Origin of the sequence: Staphylococcus simulans, from assembly GCF_003043455.1 — a bacterium.
In the GTDB taxonomy this organism is placed as follows: Bacteria; Bacillota; Bacilli; order Staphylococcales; family Staphylococcaceae; genus Staphylococcus; species Staphylococcus simulans_A.
On sequence record NZ_PZGG01000040.1, the window covers coordinates 1 to 23076 of the forward strand.

Here is a 23076-nt window from a genome sequence, read left to right on the forward strand (position 1 = left end):
GTATTCGTTAATATTATCTACTTTCAAGGAATGTTTTACACTCAAATTTTCGGCATTCCTGTTTTCTTATTCTTAAATATTATAGTTATTTTGATGAGTATTATTGTCGGTTCTGTGTTAGCTTATAAAGTGAACGAACAAAATGATTGGATTAAAGCGCAAATTGAACATTCCATTGAAGGGGAAGTAGTCGGTATTAATGATCAAAATATCGAACTTTATCATGAAACGCTGGATATCTATCATACGCTTGTTCCATTGAACCAAGAATTACATCGATTACGTATTAAAACACAAGATTTGACTAATGAAACATATAATTTAAATGATGTTAAAGTAAAGAAAATTATTGAGGATGAACGTCAGCGTCTAGCAAGGGAATTGCATGATTCAGTTAGTCAGCAGTTATTTGCGGCAAGTATGATGTTATCGGCGATTAAGGAATCACCACTTGAACCGCCGCTTGATCAGCAAATTCCGACACTTGAAAAAATGGTTCAAGATTCTCAACTAGAAATGCGGGCACTTTTACTGCATTTAAGACCACTTGGCTTAAAAGACCGTTCACTAGGTGAGGGGATTAAAGACCTTGTTGTAGACTTACAAAAGAAAGTACCTATGAAAGTGGTATATGATATTGAAGATTTTGAAGTACCAAAAGGTATTGAAGATCATCTATTCCGTATCACCCAAGAAGGTATTTCAAACACCCTGCGTCATGCAGAAGGCACTAAATTAACTATAGATTTATTTAATAAAGATGATTATCTGTTATTGCGTATTCAAGATGATGGTAAAGGCTTTGATGTAGATGAAAAAATGGAGAAAAGCTATGGATTGAAGAATATGCGAGAGCGTGCATTAGAAATTGGGGCAACACTGCATATTGTTTCTTTGCCAGGGGCAGGAACAAGAATAGAAGTGAAGGCTCCATTGAATAAGGAGGAAAATAATGGCGATTAAAGTATTGTTTGTCGACGATCATGAAATGGTTCGTATCGGCATCTCAAGTTATTTATCTACACAACCTGATATCGAAGTCGTCGGGGAAGGCAAATCAGGTAAAGAAGCAATTGAAAAAGCACATGAATTGCAGCCTGATTTAATCTTGATGGATTTATTGATGGAAGACATGGATGGCGTAGAAGCTACGATGGAAATTAAAAAAGATTTACCTCAGATTAAAGTATTGATGCTGACAAGTTATATTGAAGATAATGAAGTGTATCGTGCTTTAGATGCTGGGGTAGACAGCTATATTTTGAAAACGACGAGCGCCAGTGATATCGCTGAAGCGATTCGAAAAACGTATCGTAATGAAGCGGTGTTTGAAGCAGAAGTGCTCGTTAAAATGCGTAATCGCATGAATCAACGTGCGGAATTATACGAGTTATTAACGGATAGAGAAATGGAAATATTATTATTAATCGCAAAAGGTTATTCTAATCAAGAAATCGCCAGTGCTTCACATATTACGATTAAAACTGTTAAAACACATGTGAGTAATATATTAAGCAAGCTTGAAGTTCAAGATAGAACACAAGCTGTTATTTATGCATTCCAGCATGATCTAATTCAATAAAAGAAAAGGCAAGATTGAAAACGTGTGCTTTCAATCTTGCCTTTGTATTATCCATCATATTGTTTATGTACTACTTATTTTTTTCTGCGAGTTCATAACCATCTTGGATTAATTCTAATTCGCCAGTATGCGGATCAATCACAAGTCCATGAATTGGTACTTTTTTATCAAATAATGGGTGGTGATAAAGCATATCGATATTATGTTTAACATTATCACTAGCGTTTTCAAAACCTTCTAAGAAATTGTCCACGTCTACACCAGAGTGTTTGATAATATCAAAAGTTTCATCAGTAACGCCACGTTCTTTCATCGCATCTTTCACTGTATCTACGTCTAAGCTGCCCATGCCGCAGTCTTTATGCGCCATAATGATAATTTCTTCAGCACCTAAAGCATAGATACCAACTAATAAACTTTTAATTGTAGAACCGTATGGATGCGTAATAATAGCACCTGCATTTTTGACTACTTTTAAGTCACCATTATTAAAACCTAAAGCCTTAGTGCCTAAGTCTTGTAAACGTGTATCCATACAAGTGAATAACACTGCTTTTTTATTTGGCTTTTTACTTGTGGAATAGTTTTCAAACTCTTTGTTTTCCACAAATTCTTTATTGTAAGATAAAATACTGTCTAATAATGTCATCTCATTTACACTTCCTGTATCCTGAATTTAGTTGTTTTGTTATATCAAGATGAATTGACTGTCATGACTAGTTCACAAAAATGTCACTAACCAAATATTACCATACCCTATATGATACATAAAATAACGAGATTTTAAAAAAATAAAAGAAAAAGAGCAATATCAACTTTGATTTTATACAAAGTGATTTGCTCTTTAGGTATGATTATTCTCTTTCAGTATGAGGATTCTGCATTTCAGCTAATTCGAATTCACGTTCTTCAAGAGAATCTCCATGTTTCAATGTTCTGCGTTGGTTGATAATCGCATTAATTTCAGCACCGACAATGATGATGAAACCAGTGATATATAACCATAACATTAATACGATGATACCACCGATACTACCGTATGTTTTAGAGTAGTTTGAGAAGTTTGAAACATAGAAACCAAATGCTGCAGTACCAAGAATCCATACAACTGATGCGAAAAGTGCACCAGGTAATACAGATTTGAATTTAATTTTGATATTCGGTGCTAGGGCATATAGTGTTGAGAATAATAAGAAAATCACGATAAATGGTAATAAGAATCGTAAAATACTAAATACCCATTTCACTTGGCTGTCTAGTCCAAGCGGACCAAATAATAAATGTCCGATTTGTTGACCGAAAACTGGTAAGATTAAAGCTACAATGAAGACAGCGCCCATAATTACAGTGAATAATACACTGATTAATTTCAACACGATAGGGTTTCTGCCGTCTTCAACATCATATGCAACGTTGAATGCGTTCATTAATGCTGTCATACCATTAGAGGCAGACCAAAGCGCTAAAATCAAACCTACTGATAAAATACCGCCGCTGGCATTTTTCATAATATCTTCAATGATACCTGTTAGTAAGTCTGCTGTTGAAGCAGGTGCGTTTTTCGCAATCATACCAACAATTTTATCCCTATTGATTTGGAATAGCGGTAAAAGTGATAGCAAGAATAGCAACATAGGGAATAGTGATAACATAAAGTAATATGAAAGCTGTGCTGCTAAGCCTGTCGCATCATCTTTACCGATACGATAAATTAAAAATGAAAAGAAATTGGAATCTTTCGTATATTTAGCCGGTTTGTTATTTCTAGCTACAAAGAATGTCTGATTAGATTTCTTAGGTGTTTTAGATTTGAATTCTTGTGGTGCAACATAATTGTTGTGATCTTCGTGTGTAATCCCTTCAGACTTTTCTTTTACTTTTTGAAAAATCCCTTCTTTTTTATTGTTTTTGTCTTTTTTATTAGAATGAGACATAACATGTACTCCTTTATTACTATATTAAATTGGTATTTGAGTTGAAAAAAGGGGGATAGAACTTAAATGAGCAGAACTCATTTAAGCTTATCCCTATACTCAACGCATTATAATGGTCTTAAACCTTTGATTAGTTTAAGTGTTTATCGTTTTGTTTACGTTGTTGTAACGTATTTTTCGCATTTTTCAATGCGCGTTCTAATTCTGGGTTATTGCGACGAATTTCTTCGATAGCATCTTTCCAGTAAAGCACTTCTTCTTTGATTACGCTGATTTTTGATGGGCCTCTATCTGCACTTTTACCTTCTTTTAAGCTTTGGATACTGTTTTTTAATGCATTACGAGTGTTTTTGTCAGCTAATGTAATTGCTCCGCCGACTAAAGCGCCTAATAAAATGCCTGGTACTAATTTGTTATTCATAATTTATCTACCCCTCTTTAGAATTTGTGTCTTTAAGAATGTAATCAATTAAATTATCACATGATGATTGTACCATATCGAATACACCCTCAAAATTATTTGTATAATAAGGATCAGGTACATCTTGTTCTTCCATATCGCTGAATTCCAACAATTTGAATAATTGGCCCTTCAACTCAGGATTAATACGCTTAATGTTATCCACATTACTTTGATCCATCGCAATGATGTAATCAAAATCGTCCGTAGATTCAAATAGTTCACTGATCATACCATCAAAAGGTATATTGTGACTATTTAAAATGCGTTGTGTTCCTTCGTGAGGTGCTTGGCCTAAATTCCAACTGCCTGTACCGCGTGAGACAACTTCAATGCCTTCGATACCACGGTCTTTCAGGCGTTGCTTCATAATTGCTTCAGCCATTGGAGAACGACAAATATTGCCTAAACAGACAAATGCTACTGTAGTCATATTTTCCCTCCAAATCATTTTTCAGCCGGATAAATAAAGCGTATGATTGAACCTAGATACAAGGTATACCTAACGTTCCATAGATAATATTTACCCGAACTCAGATGAAATAACCCATATAATATTATCTTATCGGTTTTTTACCAACATCTAAAGAGTAAATTATCAAAAGTTTTCAGGAATTGTTGAGTTTGATAATATATAAACATAAAGAGGTGATTTAAATGTCAGAAACAAATAGAGATATGATCATTGATATCAGAGAGAAACTAAACGTAGTAAACGTTAATCTAATCGATCCTGATAAATTTGAAGATGCAGATGAAGCTAAAATCAAAGAAATCCATAGCTTTGTTACTTCAAAAGAAAAATTTTCACCAAGTGAAGTAACTGCCATCGCATCTGAATTAGGCGAACTACGACAATCGTAAGAACAAACAGCAGTCAGAATAAGGAGGAACTTTGTTATGTCACAATTACAAGAAAAGCTAAAACAATATGCACAACTCATCGTAGATGTCGGTATGAATGTGCAAGAGGGGCAACCGGTATTTATTCGTTCATCAGTAGATGCTTTAGAATTAACGCATGATATCGTTGAAGCAGCATACAAACGCGGCGCTTCTGATGTAAGAGTAAAATATGCTGATGATACATTAAGACGTTTAAAATTTGAACATGAATCTGTAGAATACTTCGAAGAAAATGATTTGAAAGATTATGATATTGAAGAACGTATGGATTATGTAAAACGTGGTGCTGCGAACTTAGCTTTAATGAGTTCTGACCCTGATTTATTAAGTGATGCGGATAGTGCTAAAAAAGCAGCTTTCGGCAAAGCTTATTCAAAAGGATTCAAAGGATATATGGAAGCTATTCAAAATAATGACTTACCATGGTGTGTGGTTGTATATCCGAACAAAGCATGGGCACAACGTGTCTATCCTGAATTAGATGCTGAAGCAGCATACGAAAAATTCATCGATGAATTATTAGATATTGTCCGTGTGGATGGTAATGATCCGATTGAAAACTGGAATCAACATATCCAAAACTTAAGTGAACATGCTAAATATCTACAAAACAAACAGTATTCAGCATTGCACTATATTTCAGAAGGTACAGATTTAACAATCGGCTTGCCTAAGAATCATTTATGGCAAGATGCAACTAGTTTCACAAATGATGGCCAAGAATTCATTGCTAATATCCCGACGGAAGAAGTATTTACAGCCCCAGATCGTAATCGCGTTAACGGCCATGTGACAAATAAACTTCCACTTAGCTATAACGGAACACTGATCGATGGCTTTACCCTTACATTTAAAGATGGCAAAGTTGTAGATTTTTCTGCTGAAAAAGGGGAAGAAGTATTACGTGACTTACTTGATACTGATGAAGGTTCAAGATATCTAGGGGAAGTCGCGTTAGTTCCAGACGATTCACCGATTTCAAATCGTAATCGTGTCTTTTATAACACATTGTTAGATGAAAATGCTTCTTGTCACATCGCATTAGGTGCTGGTTATCCATTTACAATTATCGGCGGTACAGAAATGACGCGTGAACAATTAACTGAAGAAGGCTTAAATGACGCGTTTATTCATGAAGACTTCATGATAGGCAGTGCAGACCTAACTATTTATGGTATCACGCAAGATGGGGAAGAAGAGATTGTGTTTAAAGACGGTAACTGGGCTTACTAAACAACATTAATCAATTCATAAAGGAGATCTATTGTGGAACGAAGAGAAAGAAAACCAATGTCAGCATCAAAAACGATAAAAGATCGTCAAGTATATCCGCAAGATACGAATCATCATCATACTATGTTCGGTGGACTTTTAATGGCGAACATAGATGAAATTGCGGCAATCTGCGCTATGAAACACAGCAGTACGCCAGTCGTTACAGCTTCTACAGATTCAGTGGACTTTTTATTACCTATCCGTAATGGAGATATTATCTCGTACGAAGCAATGGTTTCGTATGCAGGTTCAAGTTCAATGGAAGTTTGTGTACAAATCATTCTGCAAGATATCATTAATGATAAAAAACATATGGCAGCACTTAGTTTCTTAACGTTTGTGGCGCTAGATGAAAACGGCAAACCAACAGAAGTACCAGATGTTTATCCTGAAGGAGAAATCCAAGAATGGTTCCATAGTACTGCACCAGCACGTGTGAAGCGCAGAAAAGAACGTCGTCAAGAAAGTAAAGACACTTTAGAGTTCTTAACAAGAAGACGACATATTGAATAAAATAAATAATTAAAAATGGCATCTCAACACAAAATTTAGTGTCGAGATGCCATTTATTATTGTTTTAGTTATTGTTGTTGAAAGATGCGATGCATCATTTTTTCTTTCTCACGAAAATCTGTATTTGGATAGTACATATTTTTAACAAGTAGGTTCGGTCCTAAACAATGAACCGGTGCACAATGACAATTTAAGCTTTGTGCCAAGTCTGAAGCGAGCCATTTATCGAAAACGTCTGTGAGGCGATCAGTTTGAATATTAGAAATAGAACCTGTCTCATCGCCGAAGTCCGTCACAATCACATCGCCAGTAAACACATTAACATTTAAACGGCTACGACCATCAGGGTCATTACGTAAGCTGACGTTTTTCGCTGAACGCAGTTGTTTGAATAATTGTGCATCATCTTTATCTTGAATACAAGGATAAATCGGTAATGTGCCAAATAACATCCATACAGATTCATCACGAATTTCTAAAAGGTGACGAATCGTTTCTTTGATTTCTTTTAAACTTAATACGTTAAGCTGACTCGCAAAGTCAGAAGGATACATCGGATGGATTTCATGACGGCTGCATTTCATATCGTTAACGACTTCACGATGAATTTTCTCTAGGTAAGGTTTTGTACTTTGGTTTAACATCGTTTCAGCAGAAACAAACATGCCTTGTTCAGATAATGTTCTAGAATTCTCAATCATTTGTTCATAAAGTTTAAGTTTTGCTTTAAGGGGCGGCTGTTTTTCCATTGCACCGAATCCAACCGTTGCGAATTCGTCTGTTGTACCCCAGTTGTGTGAAATGTGCATCACGTCTATGTATTCAGCAATATCTAAATAACGATCCTGCGGTAAAGTTAAATTAGAATTCATTTGTGTATAAATACCACGGTCATAAGCGTATTTCAATAACGGTTTAACCACATTTCGAATCGATTTCTTTGAAAACATCGGTTCACCGCCGGTAATAGAGAGGGTACGTAAATTTGGAATTTCGTCTAAACGTTTAAACATTAATTCCATTGGAAGCGGTTCTGGATCTCTTGTTTGTAGCGTATAACCGACAGCACAGTGACTGCAGCGCATATTACATAAATTTGTAGTCGTGAATTCAATATTGCTTAATTGCAGGCTGCCGAACGATTCAACATCGTTATAAGCCTCCCAAGGATCATTAGTAATCGTAATCGGCTTTTTAATATTCGTAGATTGGCCAATCATAATTTTGCCTTCTTTCTATACAATGTATTTCTTAATTAAAAAAGGGTAATGTGAAATGAAAGAATCAAATCACAAAAGATGAGTCATTCCATATTATTAATATTCTAGTGAATTTTGTCAATCGCATGTTAGAATAGGATTATATTTTTAAAGAAGTAGCCTTATCATGAAAATGAGCGAAAATGAATTAATTACGAACATTAAAACGAGATTATCTGAATTTGTAGATGAAATTGATCATGTGGATCCAGATAAAGTCAGTGTTGAAGATGTTGACGAATGGATTGGTTTACTGGACCAATTAGAAGAAAAAGTAAAACTTTATCAACGTGAGAAGTAAGGTCTCATACTTTCTATGTTTAAATAATGATTTTTCTGTCTATACAATAAGTACAATCAAAGACAAAAGAAATTCTGATTACAATTTAATTGTATAGAATAGAAAGGTGATAAATGAATGGCACAAACAGTAGCAATTATTTTAGGTAATGACTTTGAGGATATTGAATTAACTAGTCCAAAAGAAGCAATCGAAGAAGCAGGCTACAATACAGTGATTATCGGCTCAGAAGCTGGAGAAGAAGTTGTAGGTAAACATGGTACAAAAGCTAAAGTTGATGTAGATATCGGCTCAGCTGAACCAAGCGACTATTCAGCACTATTAATTCCTGGCGGATTCTCACCAGACCATTTACGCGGAGACGTAGAAGGAAGATATGGTACATTCGCAAAAGCATTTATCAAAGAAGATGACCCAATCTTTGCGATTTGCCATGGTCCACAAGTATTAATTGATACTGATGATTTAAACGGCCGTACGTTAACAGCAGTATTAAACGTACGTAAAGACCTAGAAAACGCAGGTGCACATGTTAAAGATGAATCAGTAGTAATTGATAATAATCTTGTAACAAGCCGTACACCTGATGATTTAGATGATTTCAACAAAGCAATTGTTGACACATTAAAAAACAATGACAAATAAGCAATGATCAGCTTAGCCGGAGTATCTATGAGATATTCCGGTTTTTTACATATGTAGGTGTATTGATGTGTACTACTCAAGACCGATTTTGTATCAAAACGTATAATTCTTATTTCATATCAAACAGTTCTCAATTATAATATGTGTGAAATACTAAAAAAAGATTGAGGAGATCTGTGTATGAAAAGAAGCGAAAGGCTATCGAGGTCTCACCATGAGACAACAAGAGGCACACAGAATACACCCCATTATAATACTTATTATCAACCCGTAGGTACACCGCCGAGAAAAAGAAAAAGCAAAGGGTTATTTTTAAAATTACTTATTGGACTTATTATTGTTATTGCACTCTTCTTTGGTGTAATGTATGCATTATCATCACGTGCTAATGTAGAGGACTTAAAAACAATTGAAAATAAATCTACGTTTGTTCCGATAAATGATATGCCAAATTATACTAAGGGTGCATTTATTGCTATGGAAGATGAACGATTCTATGACCATGGTGCATTTGATGTTAAAGGTATATTCAGGGCCTTATTCACGACGTTAAGTGATCAATCGGTACAAGGCGGCAGTACAATCAGCCAACAAGTTGTTAAAAATTATTATTATGGAAATGAACAAAGTTTTACACGAAAAGTAAAAGAAATTTTGGTTGCATCGCGTATGGAACGTGAATATTCTAAAGAAGAGATATTAAGTTTTTACGTTAATAATATTTATTTTGGTGATAATCAATATACAATTGAAAGTGCCGCAAACCATTACTTTGGTAAAACTACTGTCGCAAACAGTCAAAACATGCCGACGATTACTGTGCTGCAAAGTGCTATACTCGCAAGTAAAATCAATGCGCCAAGTGTATATGACGTTAATAACATGTCGCAGAACTATATTAACCGAGTCAAAATCAATTTAGAAAAAATGAAGCAACAAGGATATATCAATGATGAACAATATAAAACGGCATTAGCTCAATTAGGTGTTTAATGTGATTTAAGGCAATCAGAAAATATAGCTGCATTGCCTTTTTGTATGCCGTTTATTCGAAAAGAATAATGTATGTTTCTTGTGTAAATTCAGGAGGTTTATGCTATTAAAGTACATACATTTGTTTTACAATATATAGCGAATACCGTTATGAAATAAAGAGAAGAGGTGAGACCATGCCTAAAATTACAATGATTGAAGTTCAAAAGAAAAATAAAGAGCGTTTTAACTTATACCTAGATGGTGCCTTTGAAATGGGTATCGATATGGATACTTTGGTACACTTTAATTTAAAGAAGGGCGATGCGCTCACTGCTGAAGATATGATGCATATTCAAAAGTATGAACATTACCGCTTAGGATTACATTACGCTGTTCAATATCTTTCTTACCGTAAAAGAACTGAACAAGAGGTTATTTCGCACTTACAAAAACACGAAATAAATGAAACCGCAATTGCAGAAGTGATTGCGTATTGTCATCAAGAAGGCTATATTGATCATCAAGATTATGCGGAGAGTTTAAAAAACACCATGATTCGCACAACTGACAAAGGGCCTGAAATTTATAAACAAAAGCTTTATAAAGCTGGAGTGGAAAAGAACATTATAGAAGATTATGGTGAACGTTATGAACAGGAACAACCGCTTGAAGATATCATTGCACTTGCAGATAAATTGATGCATCAAAAGAAAGGGCCGATGAAGAAGCGGACAGATAAGGTGAAGCAATCATTACTTCAAAAAGGCTATTCATTCGAAATGATAAATGAAGTGATGCAAGCTTTGGACTTTGAACCTGATACAGATGAAATTGATGCATTATTGCAAAAGGAATTAGAAAAAGTGTATCGTAAAAATGAACGTAAGTATAGCGGTCAACAACTTGTGATGAAAACAATAGAAGCACTTCTCAGAAAAGGCTATGAGTATGATACAATTAAAGATAAATTAAGAGAAAGCGGGATTAGCGATGACTGAGAAAAGTTTAAGCGAAATGACTAAAAGTGAAATTTTAAACGAGATACAAAAATATAAAGAAAAAATGCGTAAAGCAGAAATGAACGGTATTTTAAATGAATATGATGTCTACCGTACAAAAGTCATCATTGCGGAAAGTTACTTAGTTGATACAGATAAAATTGAATTCGGTAAACTTTATGAATTAAATGATGGTACAAAACGTTATATGCGTGTAGATCGTTTGAAAGGTGTCTTTGCATGGGGCAAAATCCTACATAGCGGACTAAGTGAAGAAGGCATCCCAGTCGCATTATTAAAACTTTAGAAGGATGTAGAAATTATGGCGAGTTCGATTGTATTAAAATTACTGAATATTACACATTATTATCGTAAAAAGAATAGAAAAAAATGGTATCTGCCTTATGGCTATGATGCTGAAGATATCGAATTGAACAATGTGTCGCTTCACTTATATCAAGGAGAATCACTAGGTATTATAGGGGAACCAGGCGCCTCGAAAACATTAATCGGCAGAATTTTAGCGGGAGAAGTCAAACCGGATAAAGGGCGCATCAGACGTAACGGCAGTTTATATTTCGGAGATATCGAGGACAAACATTTACATGAAGAAACCGTAACTGCTTTTGTTCAAAATGCAGTGGAGTTATTTACATATAAAGTTTCTGGACATAAAGTCGAACAAATTTTGCGCTATGCAGATCTTTTTGAAGTGAAGGATAAATTAGTTTATCAATTGACGGATCGAGAGTATGCCCAATTAATTGTAAGTTTAGCACGCACTTCTAAAGCAGATATCATTATTTTCAATCATGTGTTAAGTGAGTTAGATGATGCCTTTATGAATAAAGCTTCTACATTATCACAAGATTACATAGATGATGAACTTACAATGATTACAATCGATGATAATTTAGAAGTTATCCAAGCAGTATGTAACTATGCAGTCTGGATTTCGCATGGTCAATTACGTATGGAAGGGCCATTAAGTCGTGTATTACCTGCATTTAGAGAACATGAACGAGATCGTAAGTCTTTAAAAACAGAAGAAGAAAAAGCCCAATTTGATGTTGATTGGAAAGAAAAGCGTACACGTATTCCTGAAATGTCTTATAATTTCAAGCGAATTGAACGTTATAAACATGCTAAACCGACTCCTTTCCTTGCACGTGTTATCGGTTGGAGTGTTTTATTGCTAGTCGGCTTTATTTTTACAGCCGTCCTGTTGTTCAACAATTTAGGAATTGTGCACTTTGCGCAGAATACGGAACAAAGTAAATTACAGGCTCAGAAAAAAGGTGTCTTTGATGAGACATTGACCTACGGTATTGTGATGAATCATGATATTGAAGTTAAAGGTATCGATCATCATAACAAGGTGAAATTACCTAAGTACACATTCGTGACTATTACTGGAGAAAATGATAATAAGTACCGACTGGTGATAGATGATAAATCATACGTGACAGGCAAAAATAAATTGTATCATTTTAATCCAGCAGGCCTTTATGAATATCACAGTAAAGATTCACTTGAAGATTATATGAAGTCTAATTATATTAATTATATAGATTTCTATAATAGCCATTTAGGACAAACACATAAAAAAGCAGTCAAAAGTTTAGTCCCTAAAAAAGATCAACGTTTTGTTGCACCAGTCACACAACAACCTGTAGATTTATTGTTTAGTGACAACGATCATTTAACAGGTTTTGTATTCCCGATTGTTGAAAAAGACAAGTTAAAAGATAAGTTTGATATCAAAGGGGATTACTGGGTAACGAAATCAGGCAATGGATACTTTATTGCTGATTTGAAAGATAATAAATGGATTTATATAGAATTGTAGGTGAGACCATTTGATAGATAAATTAATAAATTTTTATTATAGCTTGCCGCAAATGATGAAACAGTTAATGGGAAGCTTGAAGCGGAATTGGAGATGGCTTGCGGTTCCGCTTGTAGCTTCAGTATTATTATTACTTGTCATGCTGTTGTTTTTAAAAATCATTAATGCGACAGAAGAAACACAAGCTGTGTGGTATTATCGCTTCATCGGTTTCATCACACTATCTTGGACACTTGCTACATTATACTTTAATACAATGCGTTATCGCAGAGACTATTATGAATATAAAAACTATGATTATCCCACATCATTTAAAACCATTGTCTATACTTTGATTTTTTCAATAGGACTATTGCTTTCTATTGCATTAGTCGTCTTGGTTAAACCTGTGAATTTAGACAGTTCATTTTGGGCAATTGGTTTTTACTGGATAATGTGGAATCTATTTGTGATGATTGTATCGCAGGTCCTTGGCTTAGTGAGAATGATCAGTCGTTATCATATTTTCGATATGGCACTTTATATCGTGTTTGCGCTCATGTTTATCATCGTACCTATTTTCTTTATTCCTGGAGCACATAAATCCATTTGGATGCACATCTTAATGTTAAATCCACTCTTTTATTTAGTGTCTGGTATTGAGGATGCAGTCATTATTGGTATTAACAGTCTAGGAAATATACCTTATCATTTCTTTTTCATTGTGTGGTTAGGTATCGCAAGTTTATTGTTGTATATTTTAAGACCGCATATTGCGTATGAGAAATTTAGAATGACTACCAATCGTTCTATTCATTTAAAAAATACTGCTGAACCTGAAAAAGTAAAAAATACGAATTTTGATCATTAAGCTTATTCAACAATTACAAAGTAAAATAAAACGAGAACAAAGTGTAATAGATACATTTTGTTCTCGTTCTTTTATTAATGCGTATAAAGTTTTTTCATCAATTTCTGCTCACTGAAGACCCAACCTGTATAAGAGTGGGTGATATTTAATGCTTGGTCTAAGTGAACAATCGCTACGAAAGAATAATGGTCTTTGTTTAAGTAACGTAAGTCGATGAAGCGGACCTCAAGAATGTTATCGCTTAAACGACGTGTATCCCATCTGTAAATTGAAGAAAAGTTTAAAAATGCTTTGATATTAGGGTCATTGCGCAATACCTGCATTAATTCTTCATCTGGGAACGGCTGACGTTTTACTTTATCTGCGAAAACTACGTTTGTACCGTAACTGCGTCCAACATAATCATGCGTTTGTGTTTGAACGGCTACACGCCATTCCATAAATTTCATAGTTGGCGCCACAAATACTTTTACTAAGTGCGCATCATCTTGACTGCTGACCATGCGTAAGACACGTTTTCTTATGGTAGCTTGGAAGATAAAACGTACAATGTAATAAATGACCAATACAATGAAAATTGGAATGTACACGGCAAAGGCGTTTAAACCGAAAGCCCATAGTACAATACCTAAACACCATAGAATAAAGATGTAAGGGTCAAAGGTATTTATAACACTGAGTTGTATCCATTTATTTGAGAAAGGCCGCAATGCTTGCGTGCCATAGGAATTAAATATATCTACAAAGACGTGTAAAAAGACTGCAAGTTGTGCCCATAACCAAATATGCAATGGATTAATATGGCTGAAAAAGGTAAAAACAAGTAAGGTAATAAGTATCGGCCATAAAATAGTAAAAGGTATTGAATGTGTGATACCTCTATGATTAGATATATAAGCAGCATTGTTTTTTAGTTTCAATACAGTGTCACTGTCAGGAATCAAAGAGCCTGCGATTAAGGTTGTTGCCGCAGCACCGAAGTGATCTGACAGAGCGGGGTCATGCATGGCTAGTGCTGTAAGCCCAATGCCCATGACAATATGTGTACCTGTATCCATAATTGTTCACTCATTTCAATTAATCTTACATATAGTATAAAACATAATGACAAATAACTAAATCAATTCAACCTTAAATAAAGGGTGTGTTGACGAGAGAGAAGGAGAACTGTTGCGGAATGAAACAGCAGAATAGTTTCAAAAAAGATTTATTAGAGTGGTTTGATAAAAACCAACGTGAAATGCCTTGGCGTGAAACGACGAACCCTTATTATATTTGGATTAGTGAAGTCATGCTGCAGCAAACACAAGTCAAAACAGTTATAGATTATTATCATCGTTTTACAGAACGTTTCCCGACAGTTGAAGAATTAAGCGAAGCGTCTCAAGATGAAGTTTTAAAATATTGGGAAGGGTTAGGTTATTATAGTCGTGCACGTAACTTTCATCATGCAGTGCAAGAAGTTGCGACGAAATACAATGGAAGTGTACCAAGCAATCCGGATTTGTTTGCACGATTAAAAGGTGTTGGCCCTTATACACAAGCAGCTGTTATGAGTATTGCGTTTGATTTGCCTTTACCAACAGTTGATGGCAATGTGTTTCGTGTTTGGTCTCGATTAAATAATGACTTCAGTGATACGACCAAACAATCAGTACGTAAAAAGTTTGAAAACGAATTACGTCCTTATGTATCAACACAAGCGGGTCAGTTCAACCAAGCTATGATGGAACTTGGTGCATTGATTTGTACACCGAAATCACCGCTTTGTTTATTATGTCCAGTCCAACCACATTGCGAAGCGTTGGAAGAAGGGACAGTGGATCAATTACCTGTCAAACCTAAAAAAATTAAAAAGAAGACTATTAAACAGAATTGTTATGTCATATATAATCAGCACGATGAAGTGTTAATTGAACAACGTACTGAAAAACTATTGCATGGGATGTGGGAGTTTCCAATGTATGAAGCTTCTCATAGTGAAGAACAGCTTCATGACTTATTACAACAAGATGTCTCTATCAGTGACGACCCAATTTATACATTAAAACATCAATTCACGCATTTAACTTGGGATATACAGGTATATCAAGTCGATGATGTACTTGATGAAACACAAATTCAATTGGACGAACGTTTTATATGGATGCGATTAGAAGATAGAGAGCGCTATAACTTCCCAGCATCGATGCATAAAGTATTAAACTATTTAACTAAGAAGTAGTTAAGTCTGAGTTTAAAAGGGCATTATGTTATAATTGTGAATGTGAAAAATAGCCAGGAGGAGGTGTGGAACATGGTAAAAGAGTCCATACCGAAAGAAGGAGAACGCATTAAAATTCAAAGTTACAAGCACGATGGCAACATTCATAGAGTTTGGTCAGAAACTACTATTTTAAAAGGGACAGACCATGTTGTGATTGGGGGCAATGACCACACGCTTGTAACCGAAAGCGATGGACGTACATGGATTACTAGAGAACCAGCAATCGTCTATTTCCACTCGGAATATTGGTTTAATGTCATCTGTATGTTCAGAGAAGACGGTGTGTATTATTATTGCAACTTATCTTCACCTTTTGTGTGTGATGAAGAAGCATTAAAATATATTGATTATGATTTAGATGTTAAAGTTTATCCTAATGGTAAATATCATTTGTTGGATGAAGATGAATACCAACAACATATGCAGCAGATGAATTACCCTAAAGATATTGATGCGATTTTACGCAGAAATGTTGATATCTTACAACAATGGATTGAACAGAAGAAAGGCCCATTTGCGCCAGACTTCATTAAAGTTTGGAGAGAACGTTTTAAAAAGCTAAGACAAGGTTAGCATATCAAGCAGATTGCTTTATTACGTCTTGTGTTTTTAATTATAATAACTTTGGTATGAATAACAATCGTAATACGAGGTTGGGACAGCGCAATAATATGTCTCGCCTCGTTGATTTATTTCGCATTACAAAAGGATAGAAAGGGAGGATTGCCTCAATGATACGCAGGTATTTAAAGTTTGTTAAGCCGTATAGATGGCGGATAGCAGCTACCATTATTATCGGTATCATTAAATTCGGCATTCCGATGTTGATTCCATTATTAATCAAATATGTAATTGATGATGTTATCAACAATCCGAGCATGGGCATGCAAGACAAATTAAGCCACTTGGGTATCGCAATCGGGATTGCCTTTTTTATATTTGCAGTTGTACGTCCGCCGATAGAATACTTGCGCCAATATTTAGCGCAGTGGACCAGCAACAAAATACTTTATGATATTCGTAAACGTCTTTATGACCACTTGCAAGCACTCAGTGCACGCTTCTATGCCAACAACAAAGCAGGTGAAGTGATTTCACGTGTCATCAATGACGTTGAGCAGACTAAAGACTTTATCTTAACAGGGCTGATGAACATCTGGTTAGACTGTGTGACGATTGTAATTGCGCTGTCTATTATGTTCGTGCTTGATGTTAAATTGACATTAGCCGCTATGATTATATTCCCGTTCTACATTTTAACGGTTTATTACTTCTTCGGCAGATTACGTAGTTTAACACGTGAAAGATCACAAGCATTAGCAGAAGTACAAGGTTTCTTACATGAACGTGTTCAAGGGATTTCAGTTATTAAAAGTTTTGCGATTGAACAAAATGAAGCACAAAACTTTGATAAGAAAAACAGTAAATTCTTACATCGTGCCTTTAAACACACACGTTGGAACGCTTATTCATTTGCTGCAATTAATACGGTAACAGATATTGGTCCGATCATCGTAATAGGTGTGGGCGGTTATTTAGCAGTCACAGGTTCAATTACAGTTGGTACATTAGCAGCTTTCGTCAGTTATTTAGAACAACTTTTCGGACCTTTACGTCGTCTAGTTTCTTCATTTACAACATTGACACAAAGTTTCGCATCTATGGACCGTGTCTTCCACTTATTAGATGAAGATTATGATGTAAAAGATAAACCGTATGCAAAACCAATCAAAATCACAGAAGGCAATATCGCATTAGATTATGTATCTTTCCGATATAATCCGCATGCGCCTAAAGTGTTGGATAACATCACATTAAATGTCAATCATGGAGAAACCGTCGCGTTTGTGGGAATGTCCGGCGGAGGTAAATCAACGTTGATTAATTTGATTCCTCGATTCTATGATTCGACAGATGGAACAATCACTATAGATGGTTATAATGTAAAAGATTTCTTATTATCTAGCTTGCGTGAGCAAATCGGTTTAGTTCAGCAAGATAATATCTTGTTCTCAGATACAATTAGAGAAAATATCTTGCTTGGTAAACCAGGTGCGAGTGATGAAGATGTGATTGAAGCGGCTAAGCTCGCAAACGCACATGATTTTATTATGAGCATGCCTGAAGGCTATGAAACAGAAGTAGGGGAACGTGGCGTGAAATTATCTGGTGGTCAGAAACAACGTATTTCACTTGCACGTATCTTCTTAAATAATCCACCGATTATTATTTTAGACGAGGCAACAAGTGCATTAGACTTAGAAAGTGAAGCAATCATACAAGAAGCTCTAGCGCATTTAAGTGAAAATAGAACAACTTTAATCGTTGCCCATCGTTTATCTACGATTACACATGCAGATAAAATTGTTGTGGTTGAAAATGGACAAATTATTGAAGTGGGTACGCATCAAGAATTATTAGCTAAACAAGGTGCATATCACCATCTCTATACAATTCAAGATTTATAATAAAGAAAGAGCAGAAACGCCTCAATGGAGGTTCGTTTCTGCTCTCTTTTTATAGATCTAAGTCTTCTTCTTCAATTTCGATATTGGAATCATCTGTATGGTATTGGAAATAACTCATGACTAAACGGTCTAAATGTTCCAAATCATAACTGAATTCTTCAATTGCTGAAATAATCTGCATGACATTTGAAATGGAATACTCAGATGTTTCAGTGTTCAGGAGCATTTCATTTTTAAATGCTTCCATTAACTCAATTTTTTGCGGTATGTCTACAGGTGCTTGGAAATTCTCGAAATCGTGTCTTGCTTTTTGAGCAATACTTAACATGATTTGATCATATGAAGTCATTAAATCATCTAATTCAAATTTAATTTGTAAACGAAGTTCTGTACTCATGTTATGCAAATCATGTTGATAACGATGCATGCGTCTTAAAACATCATAAGCACTTTTAGTCGTCGTTACGACTTGTTTAAAGATGATTTTCTTACGATTTAATTCTGGCCAGTTCTTTCTAAAGAAGGGACGTTCTTCTTTATAGTAATTAAACAGCTGCTCTAGATTTTTCAAACGTTCTTTAATACTCTTAGTATCTTCTTTAACATGATAAAATTCTGTCGTATCATTAATGACCAGTTTAATCCAAATGAAAATATCAGATGCGATATTCATTGAATTATAATAGAGCTTTGTTTCGTATTTAGGAGGGAAGAAGGCGACATTTACAGTGAAAGCACTGAAGACACCAATCATCACTAATACGAAACGATAAAACGCTGATGCATAGAAGTTACCTGTTTCTCCGCCTTGCCCCATAATGATAAGGGCAGTAACTGTAGCTAATGTTGCAACGTGTTGTAGTTTTAATTGGAATAACAATGCAATTAAAACGATGACAGTTGCACCCATGATGATAATACTATCGCCAAACAAACTAACCATCGATACAGACAAAATAGCACCGATTAAGTTACCTTGAAACTGTTCTTTAATAGTTTTGTATGACCGATATACACTTGGCTGCATTGCTACAATTGCACCAATACCTGCTACGGTAGGAATGCCTGCACTCTTAGGCAGTAATGATGCAATTAACATCGCTAGGACAATCGCAATACCTGTTTTAAATATTCTTGCACCTAGTTTCAAATGAGTGTGCTCCTTTATTCCTATTTATGCACATTTGCTTGGAAGTGTGTTCCAAAAACAAAAACGTATATTAAAGTTTATACACCGAATGCACGCGTTTTTCAAGTTTATTTCATTTGAGAGAATGCATAATCTGCAGCGCGAAGTGTTTCTTCGATATCTTCATCTGTGTGTTCTGTTGTTAAGAACCAAGCTTCGAATTTAGAAGGTGCTAAGTTGATACCTTGATGCAACATTAATTTAAAGAATTTCGCGAATGCATCACCATCAGAATTTTCTGCTTGGTCATAATGCGTAACTTTTTCATCTGTGAAGTAGAGTGTTAATGAACCATAGACACGGTTAACTGTAGCTGTGATACCATGTTTTTCAATTAATTCATTTAAACCATCTTCTAATTTTTTGCCAAGACGATCTAATTCTTCATAGACACCTTCTTGTTCTAACACTTCTAATAATGCGATACCTGCTTTCATTGAAAGTGGGTTACCAGCCATTGTTCCTGCTTGATATGCAGGCCCTAAAGGTGCAACTTGTTCCATAATATCTTGACGTCCGCCGTAACCGCCGATTGGTAAGCCGCCACCGACGATTTTGCCGAATGCTGTTAAGTCAGGGTATACGTTCAACAAGTCTTGTGCTGCGCCGTAGTGGAAGCGGAATGCAGTGATGACCTCATCATAGATAACAAGTCCGCCGTATTGATGTGTAATTTCATTTACTTCTTCAAGGAAGCCGGGAAGCGGTTCAACCATACCGAAGTTACCAATAATCGGTTCAACTAATACTGCAGCGATTTGGTCGCCCCAATGTTTCATAGCTTCTTTGTAAGATTCGATATCATTGAAAGGTACTGTAATCACTTCTTGAGCTACGCTTTTAGGTACGCCAGCTGAATCTGGAGAACCTAATTGAGAAGGGCCGCTACCTGCAGCAACAAGTACTAAATCTGAATGGCCGTGATAAGAACCAGCAAATTTAATAATTTTATCGCGGTTTGTGTAAGCACGTGCGACACGAATTGTAGTCATGACTGCTTCAGTACCAGAGTTGACAAAACGCATTTTTTCTAAAGATGGAATTGCTTCGCGCAATTTTTTAGCAAATTCGATTTCTAGCTCAGTTGGTGTACCATAAAGGACACCTTTAGCTGCTTGTTCTTGAATAGCTTTAGTAATGTGTGGATGAGCATGTCCAGTGATAATTGGACCATAAGCTTGAAGATAATCGATGTAACGATTGCCATCAACATCATATAAATATTGACCTTTGCCTTCTTTCATTACTACCGGTGCACCGCCGCCAACTGCTTTATAAGAACGAGAAGGGGAGTTGACACCACCAAGGATGTATTCGTCTGACAAACTTTGAAGTCGTTCGCTTTCAGTGAATTTCATTTTTTATCAACCTCTTTTAATTTAATATTTCCGTTTACTATCGTATCATATAATTAACTATAAGAAGAAAAAGGTGAGCATATGTTGAAAAAAGGAGACAAATTCCCTGAATTTGCATTAGAAAATCAAGATGGAGAAGTCATTACTAACGACACAATTAAAGGCAGAAAGGCAATTCTTTATTTCTATCCAAGAGATAACACACCTGGATGCACAACAGAAGCTTGCGATTTCCGTGATAACATGGCAATGTTTAACGACTTGGATATTGCAGTATACGGAATCAGCGGAGATTCTAAAAAGAAACATCAAAACTTTATCGCAAAACATGATTTGAACTTCGACTTGCTTGTAGATGAAGATTATAAATTATCAGAAGCAACAGGCGTGTACCAATTGAAGAAAAGTTTTGGCAAGGAATCTATGGGCATCGTAAGAACTACATTTGTAGTGGATGAAAATGGTGTCGTAGAACACGTGATTGAAAAAGTTAAAGTAAAAGAACAAATGGATCAATTAAAAGAAATGTTGGGGTGAAGTGCGTGAAGGTTCTTTCATTAAATAGATTAAAAGACTCAGAGCAGTTATTGGAAGAAACTTTTCCAGAAGTAGAATTTGTATTTCGTAAAAATGTAGATGAAATAGAAGATAAAGATAAACAAGATGCAGATGTTGTGATTGGCTATAGTGGGAAAGCTGATCAAGCTTTCTTTGAAGGTATGCCTAATTTAAAGTTTGTGGCTTGGTACGCTGCAGGAGTTAACTCATTACCATTACAATACTTTGCTGAACGTGATATTGTATTGACAAATGCATCAGGTATTCATGCAAAACAAATGAGCCAGTTTGTATTTGCATATATTTTAGATGACTATAAACAAATGAGAGTATCTAGACAAAATCAAGATAACAAAGTTTATGATTCTAAAATTACTGGCAGACGTGTAGATGGAGATACATTACTAATTTTAGGTACAGGTAATATACCAAAACAGATTTCAAAACTGGCACAAGCATTTGAAATGAAGATTATAGGTATCAATACAACTGGACATGATGTTGAAGGTTTTGATGAAGTATATCCTTTAAATGAACTTGATCAAGTGTTGCCTAAGGCAGATGTTGTTGTCAATGTGTTACCAGAAACTGAAGAAACGTATCATTTATTAGGAGATAAGCAATTTGATGCAATGAAAGATAGCGCATTATTTATTAACATTGGTAGAGGTACTATTGCTTCAGAGAAAACAATTGTTAAAGCATTAAATGAAGAAAAAATCCGACATGCTTATTTAGATGTATTTGAAAAAGAACCACTTTCAGAAGATAATCCACTTTATGAATTGGATAATGTGAGTATTACAGCGCATATTACAGGAAATGGTAAAGAGAATTTTAAAGAAGCATCTCAAATATTCATTAGAAACTTCAAACATTTTCTAAATAATGGAGATGTCATTGAGAATAAAGTGGATTTATCAAAAGGTTATTGATAAAATAATGTGCCAACATTGACATTTCAATGGTTCTACCGTTATATTAATATTAAGTAATAATTATTATTAAGTAGAAAGACGGTGGATTAGATGAGTGCAGAAATGGAATCTATTGAGCATCAATTAGAGGACTCTATTGCATCTTTAAGAAATGCCGGAATCAGAATTACACCGCAAAGACAAGCCATTCTTAGATTTTTGATTTCAAGTGAAACTCATCCAACAGCAGATGAAATTTATCAGGCACTGTCACCAGATTTTCCAAACATAAGTGTTGCGACGATATACAATAACTTACGTGTGTTTAAGAAAACAGGAATTGTGAATGAATTGACTTATGGAGATGCATCTAGTCGCTTTGATTTTAATACACATAATCATTATCACGTCATTTGTGAGAATTGCGGTAAGATAGTAGATTTTCATTATCCGCAATTACATGAAGTTGAACAATTAGCTCAACATGTGACAGGTTTTAAAGTGTCACATCACAGAATGGAAATTTATGGGTTATGTCCAGAATGCCAAAGTAAAGAACAATAAACATTATTACCATTAATATGAAAGCTGAATGTCGTAGGGCATTCAGCTTTTTTGATTGATCAATTGAATTTTAACGTTTTGTAAAGAAACGAAAAGTAATACATATACTATATTCGAGATGATTAGATAAAATGAACAAAGTATTAGTACACTCAAAGGGTAAGAAGGTCGGACATCTAATTACACCATATACAGCAATAATCTCATAT

26 protein-coding genes are annotated in these 23076 nt (G+C 35.1%); 18 read left to right on the forward strand and 8 right to left on the reverse strand.

The window, feature by feature from the left end:
* Nucleotides 1-963 (forward strand): sensor histidine kinase (locus BU038_RS08110; protein ID WP_107605599.1); only part of this gene is annotated, 963 nt, incomplete at its 5' end.
* Nucleotides 953-1582 (forward strand): response regulator transcription factor VraR, encoded by a 630-nt coding sequence (gene vraR, locus BU038_RS08115; RefSeq protein ID WP_107605600.1) that lies wholly within the window; start codon nucleotides 953-955, stop codon nucleotides 1580-1582. The genes BU038_RS08110 and vraR, both read left to right, overlap by 11 nt.
* A 70-nt stretch (nucleotides 1583-1652) precedes the next feature.
* On the opposite strand, the gene BU038_RS08120 is transcribed toward vraR, so the two are convergent.
* From BU038_RS08120 to BU038_RS08135, 4 genes are all read right to left on the reverse strand, one after another.
* Nucleotides 1653-2231 (reverse strand): beta-class carbonic anhydrase, encoded by a 579-nt coding sequence (locus BU038_RS08120; RefSeq protein WP_107605601.1) that lies wholly within the window; start codon nucleotides 2229-2231, stop codon nucleotides 1653-1655.
* 205 nt (nucleotides 2232-2436) lie between these two features.
* Nucleotides 2437-3516, reverse strand: coding sequence for a YihY/virulence factor BrkB family protein (locus BU038_RS08125; protein ID WP_107605602.1), 1080 nt, complete (start codon nucleotides 3514-3516; stop codon nucleotides 2437-2439).
* Between the two features lie 130 nt (nucleotides 3517-3646).
* A complete protein-coding gene (locus tag BU038_RS08130; protein ID WP_107605603.1) occupies nucleotides 3647-3937 on the reverse strand; it encodes a YtxH domain-containing protein in 291 nt (96 codons plus the stop codon).
* Nucleotides 3938-3944: 7 nt separating this feature from the next.
* A complete protein-coding gene (locus BU038_RS08135; protein ID WP_107605604.1) occupies nucleotides 3945-4409 on the reverse strand; it encodes a low molecular weight protein-tyrosine-phosphatase in 465 nt (154 codons plus the stop codon).
* A 224-nt stretch (nucleotides 4410-4633) separates the two neighbouring features.
* On the opposite strand from BU038_RS08135, the gene BU038_RS08140 reads away from it, so the two are divergent.
* The 3 genes from BU038_RS08140 to BU038_RS08150 are packed head-to-tail and all read left to right on the forward strand — an operon-like array spanning nucleotide 4634 to nucleotide 6670.
* A complete protein-coding gene (locus tag BU038_RS08140) occupies nucleotides 4634-4840 on the forward strand; it encodes a DUF1128 family protein (RefSeq protein WP_002481657.1) in 207 nt (68 codons plus the stop codon).
* Nucleotides 4841-4876: 36 nt separating this feature from the next.
* Entirely contained in the window at nucleotides 4877-6115 is a 1239-nt protein-coding gene (locus tag BU038_RS08145; protein ID WP_107605605.1) for an aminopeptidase, read from the forward strand.
* Between the two features lie 57 nt (nucleotides 6116-6172).
* Nucleotides 6173-6670 (forward strand): acyl-CoA thioesterase, encoded by a 498-nt coding sequence (locus tag BU038_RS08150; RefSeq protein ID WP_107605620.1) that lies wholly within the window; start codon nucleotides 6173-6175, stop codon nucleotides 6668-6670.
* A 68-nt stretch (nucleotides 6671-6738) separates the two neighbouring features.
* On the opposite strand, the gene yfkAB is transcribed toward BU038_RS08150, so the two are convergent.
* Nucleotides 6739-7890, reverse strand: coding sequence for a radical SAM/CxCxxxxC motif protein YfkAB (gene yfkAB, locus BU038_RS08155; protein ID WP_107605606.1), 1152 nt, complete (start codon nucleotides 7888-7890; stop codon nucleotides 6739-6741).
* Nucleotides 7891-8062: 172 nt separating this feature from the next.
* Between yfkAB and BU038_RS12425 the strand changes: the two genes are divergently transcribed.
* From BU038_RS12425 to BU038_RS08185, 7 genes are all read left to right on the forward strand, one after another.
* Entirely contained in the window at nucleotides 8063-8230 is a 168-nt protein-coding gene (locus tag BU038_RS12425) for an SE1561 family protein (protein WP_096754677.1), read from the forward strand.
* A gap of 117 nt (nucleotides 8231-8347) precedes the next feature.
* The gene (locus tag BU038_RS08160; RefSeq protein WP_107605607.1) at nucleotides 8348-8875 is read left to right on the forward strand and encodes a type 1 glutamine amidotransferase domain-containing protein; all 528 of its coding nucleotides are present in this window, start codon (nucleotides 8348-8350) and stop codon (nucleotides 8873-8875) included.
* Between the two features lie 180 nt (nucleotides 8876-9055).
* A complete protein-coding gene (sgtB, locus tag BU038_RS08165) occupies nucleotides 9056-9868 on the forward strand; it encodes a monofunctional peptidoglycan glycosyltransferase SgtB (RefSeq protein WP_107605608.1) in 813 nt (270 codons plus the stop codon).
* Nucleotides 9869-10044: 176 nt separating this feature from the next.
* Nucleotides 10045-10848 carry a recombination regulator RecX gene (gene recX / locus BU038_RS08170; RefSeq protein WP_107605609.1) on the forward strand — a complete coding sequence of 268 codons (804 nt, stop codon included), beginning with the start codon at nucleotides 10045-10047 and terminating at the stop codon, nucleotides 10846-10848.
* Entirely contained in the window at nucleotides 10841-11155 is a 315-nt protein-coding gene (locus tag BU038_RS08175) for a YfhH family protein (RefSeq protein WP_002481649.1), read from the forward strand. The genes recX and BU038_RS08175 overlap by 8 nt, the downstream gene beginning before the upstream one ends.
* A 15-nt stretch (nucleotides 11156-11170) precedes the next feature.
* The gene (locus BU038_RS08180; RefSeq protein WP_107605610.1) at nucleotides 11171-12697 is read left to right on the forward strand and encodes an ATP-binding cassette domain-containing protein; all 1527 of its coding nucleotides are present in this window, start codon (nucleotides 11171-11173) and stop codon (nucleotides 12695-12697) included.
* 10 nt (nucleotides 12698-12707) lie between these two features.
* The gene (locus tag BU038_RS08185; protein WP_107605611.1) at nucleotides 12708-13547 is read left to right on the forward strand and encodes a hypothetical protein; all 840 of its coding nucleotides are present in this window, start codon (nucleotides 12708-12710) and stop codon (nucleotides 13545-13547) included.
* Nucleotides 13548-13621: 74 nt separating this feature from the next.
* Here BU038_RS08185 and BU038_RS08190 read toward each other — a convergent pair whose 3' ends face one another.
* On the reverse strand, nucleotides 13622-14605 hold the full coding sequence (locus BU038_RS08190; protein WP_107605612.1) for a metal-dependent hydrolase: 984 nt from the start codon (nucleotides 14603-14605) through the stop codon (nucleotides 13622-13624).
* 119 nt (nucleotides 14606-14724) lie between these two features.
* Here BU038_RS08190 and mutY point away from each other — a divergent pair, with 119 nt between their 5' ends.
* From mutY to BU038_RS08205, 3 genes are all read left to right on the forward strand, one after another.
* The gene (gene mutY, locus BU038_RS08195) at nucleotides 14725-15771 is read left to right on the forward strand and encodes an A/G-specific adenine glycosylase (protein ID WP_107605613.1); all 1047 of its coding nucleotides are present in this window, start codon (nucleotides 14725-14727) and stop codon (nucleotides 15769-15771) included.
* 72 nt (nucleotides 15772-15843) lie between these two features.
* Nucleotides 15844-16386, forward strand: coding sequence for a nucleoside tri-diphosphate phosphatase (gene ntdP / locus BU038_RS08200; protein WP_107605614.1), 543 nt, complete (start codon nucleotides 15844-15846; stop codon nucleotides 16384-16386).
* Nucleotides 16387-16544: 158 nt separating this feature from the next.
* Nucleotides 16545-18281, forward strand: coding sequence for an ABC transporter ATP-binding protein (locus BU038_RS08205; protein WP_107605615.1), 1737 nt, complete (start codon nucleotides 16545-16547; stop codon nucleotides 18279-18281).
* Between the two features lie 49 nt (nucleotides 18282-18330).
* Here the strand turns inward: BU038_RS08205 and BU038_RS08210 are convergent, their stop codons facing one another.
* On the reverse strand, nucleotides 18331-19431 hold the full coding sequence (locus BU038_RS08210) for an FUSC family protein (RefSeq protein ID WP_107605616.1): 1101 nt from the start codon (nucleotides 19429-19431) through the stop codon (nucleotides 18331-18333).
* Nucleotides 19432-19538: 107 nt separating this feature from the next.
* Nucleotides 19539-20828 carry a glutamate-1-semialdehyde 2,1-aminomutase gene (locus BU038_RS08215; RefSeq protein ID WP_107605617.1) on the reverse strand — a complete coding sequence of 430 codons (1290 nt, stop codon included), beginning with the start codon at nucleotides 20826-20828 and terminating at the stop codon, nucleotides 19539-19541.
* A gap of 81 nt (nucleotides 20829-20909) precedes the next feature.
* Here BU038_RS08215 and bcp point away from each other — a divergent pair, with 81 nt between their 5' ends.
* From bcp to perR, 3 genes are all read left to right on the forward strand, one after another.
* On the forward strand, nucleotides 20910-21365 hold the full coding sequence (bcp, locus tag BU038_RS08220) for a thioredoxin-dependent thiol peroxidase (protein ID WP_107605618.1): 456 nt from the start codon (nucleotides 20910-20912) through the stop codon (nucleotides 21363-21365).
* A 5-nt stretch (nucleotides 21366-21370) separates the two neighbouring features.
* Nucleotides 21371-22321 carry a phosphoglycerate dehydrogenase gene (locus BU038_RS08225; protein ID WP_199219700.1) on the forward strand — a complete coding sequence of 317 codons (951 nt, stop codon included), beginning with the start codon at nucleotides 21371-21373 and terminating at the stop codon, nucleotides 22319-22321.
* A gap of 93 nt (nucleotides 22322-22414) precedes the next feature.
* Nucleotides 22415-22867: a peroxide-responsive transcriptional repressor PerR gene (gene perR / locus BU038_RS08230; RefSeq protein WP_002481638.1), complete on the forward strand. Its 453-nt coding sequence runs from the start codon at nucleotides 22415-22417 to the stop codon at nucleotides 22865-22867.
* Nucleotides 22868-23076 lie beyond the last annotated feature (209 nt).

What these genes read in the sequence shown, in the direction of transcription:
- perR (WP_002481638.1), top strand. Translation starts at nt 22,415, where the DNA reads ATGAGTGCAGAAATGGAATCTATTGAGCATCAATTAGAGGACTCTATT.
- BU038_RS08190 (WP_107605612.1), bottom strand. Translation starts at nt 14,605, where the DNA reads ATGGATACAGGTACACATATTGTCATGGGCATTGGGCTTACAGCACTA.
- BU038_RS08135 (WP_107605604.1), bottom strand. Translation starts at nt 4,409, where the DNA reads ATGACTACAGTAGCATTTGTCTGTTTAGGCAATATTTGTCGTTCTCCA.
- BU038_RS08160 (WP_107605607.1), top strand. Translation starts at nt 8,348, where the DNA reads ATGGCACAAACAGTAGCAATTATTTTAGGTAATGACTTTGAGGATATT.
- mutY (WP_107605613.1), top strand. Translation starts at nt 14,725, where the DNA reads ATGAAACAGCAGAATAGTTTCAAAAAAGATTTATTAGAGTGGTTTGAT.
- BU038_RS08125 (WP_107605602.1), bottom strand. Translation starts at nt 3,516, where the DNA reads ATGTCTCATTCTAATAAAAAAGACAAAAACAATAAAAAAGAAGGGATT.
- BU038_RS08215 (WP_107605617.1), bottom strand. Translation starts at nt 20,828, where the DNA reads ATGAAATTCACTGAAAGCGAACGACTTCAAAGTTTGTCAGACGAATAC.
- BU038_RS08175 (WP_002481649.1), top strand. Translation starts at nt 10,841, where the DNA reads ATGACTGAGAAAAGTTTAAGCGAAATGACTAAAAGTGAAATTTTAAAC.
- bcp (WP_107605618.1), top strand. Translation starts at nt 20,910, where the DNA reads ATGTTGAAAAAAGGAGACAAATTCCCTGAATTTGCATTAGAAAATCAA.
- BU038_RS08140 (WP_002481657.1), top strand. Translation starts at nt 4,634, where the DNA reads ATGTCAGAAACAAATAGAGATATGATCATTGATATCAGAGAGAAACTA.
- yfkAB (WP_107605606.1), bottom strand. Translation starts at nt 7,890, where the DNA reads ATGATTGGCCAATCTACGAATATTAAAAAGCCGATTACGATTACTAAT.
- sgtB (WP_107605608.1), top strand. Translation starts at nt 9,056, where the DNA reads ATGAAAAGAAGCGAAAGGCTATCGAGGTCTCACCATGAGACAACAAGA.
- ntdP (WP_107605614.1), top strand. Translation starts at nt 15,844, where the DNA reads ATGGTAAAAGAGTCCATACCGAAAGAAGGAGAACGCATTAAAATTCAA.
- recX (WP_107605609.1), top strand. Translation starts at nt 10,045, where the DNA reads ATGCCTAAAATTACAATGATTGAAGTTCAAAAGAAAAATAAAGAGCGT.
- BU038_RS08150 (WP_107605620.1), top strand. Translation starts at nt 6,173, where the DNA reads ATGTCAGCATCAAAAACGATAAAAGATCGTCAAGTATATCCGCAAGAT.
- BU038_RS08205 (WP_107605615.1), top strand. Translation starts at nt 16,545, where the DNA reads ATGATACGCAGGTATTTAAAGTTTGTTAAGCCGTATAGATGGCGGATA.
- BU038_RS12425 (WP_096754677.1), top strand. Translation starts at nt 8,063, where the DNA reads ATGAGCGAAAATGAATTAATTACGAACATTAAAACGAGATTATCTGAA.
- BU038_RS08120 (WP_107605601.1), bottom strand. Translation starts at nt 2,231, where the DNA reads ATGACATTATTAGACAGTATTTTATCTTACAATAAAGAATTTGTGGAA.
- BU038_RS08130 (WP_107605603.1), bottom strand. Translation starts at nt 3,937, where the DNA reads ATGAATAACAAATTAGTACCAGGCATTTTATTAGGCGCTTTAGTCGGC.
- vraR (WP_107605600.1), top strand. Translation starts at nt 953, where the DNA reads ATGGCGATTAAAGTATTGTTTGTCGACGATCATGAAATGGTTCGTATC.
- BU038_RS08145 (WP_107605605.1), top strand. Translation starts at nt 4,877, where the DNA reads ATGTCACAATTACAAGAAAAGCTAAAACAATATGCACAACTCATCGTA.
- BU038_RS08180 (WP_107605610.1), top strand. Translation starts at nt 11,171, where the DNA reads ATGGCGAGTTCGATTGTATTAAAATTACTGAATATTACACATTATTAT.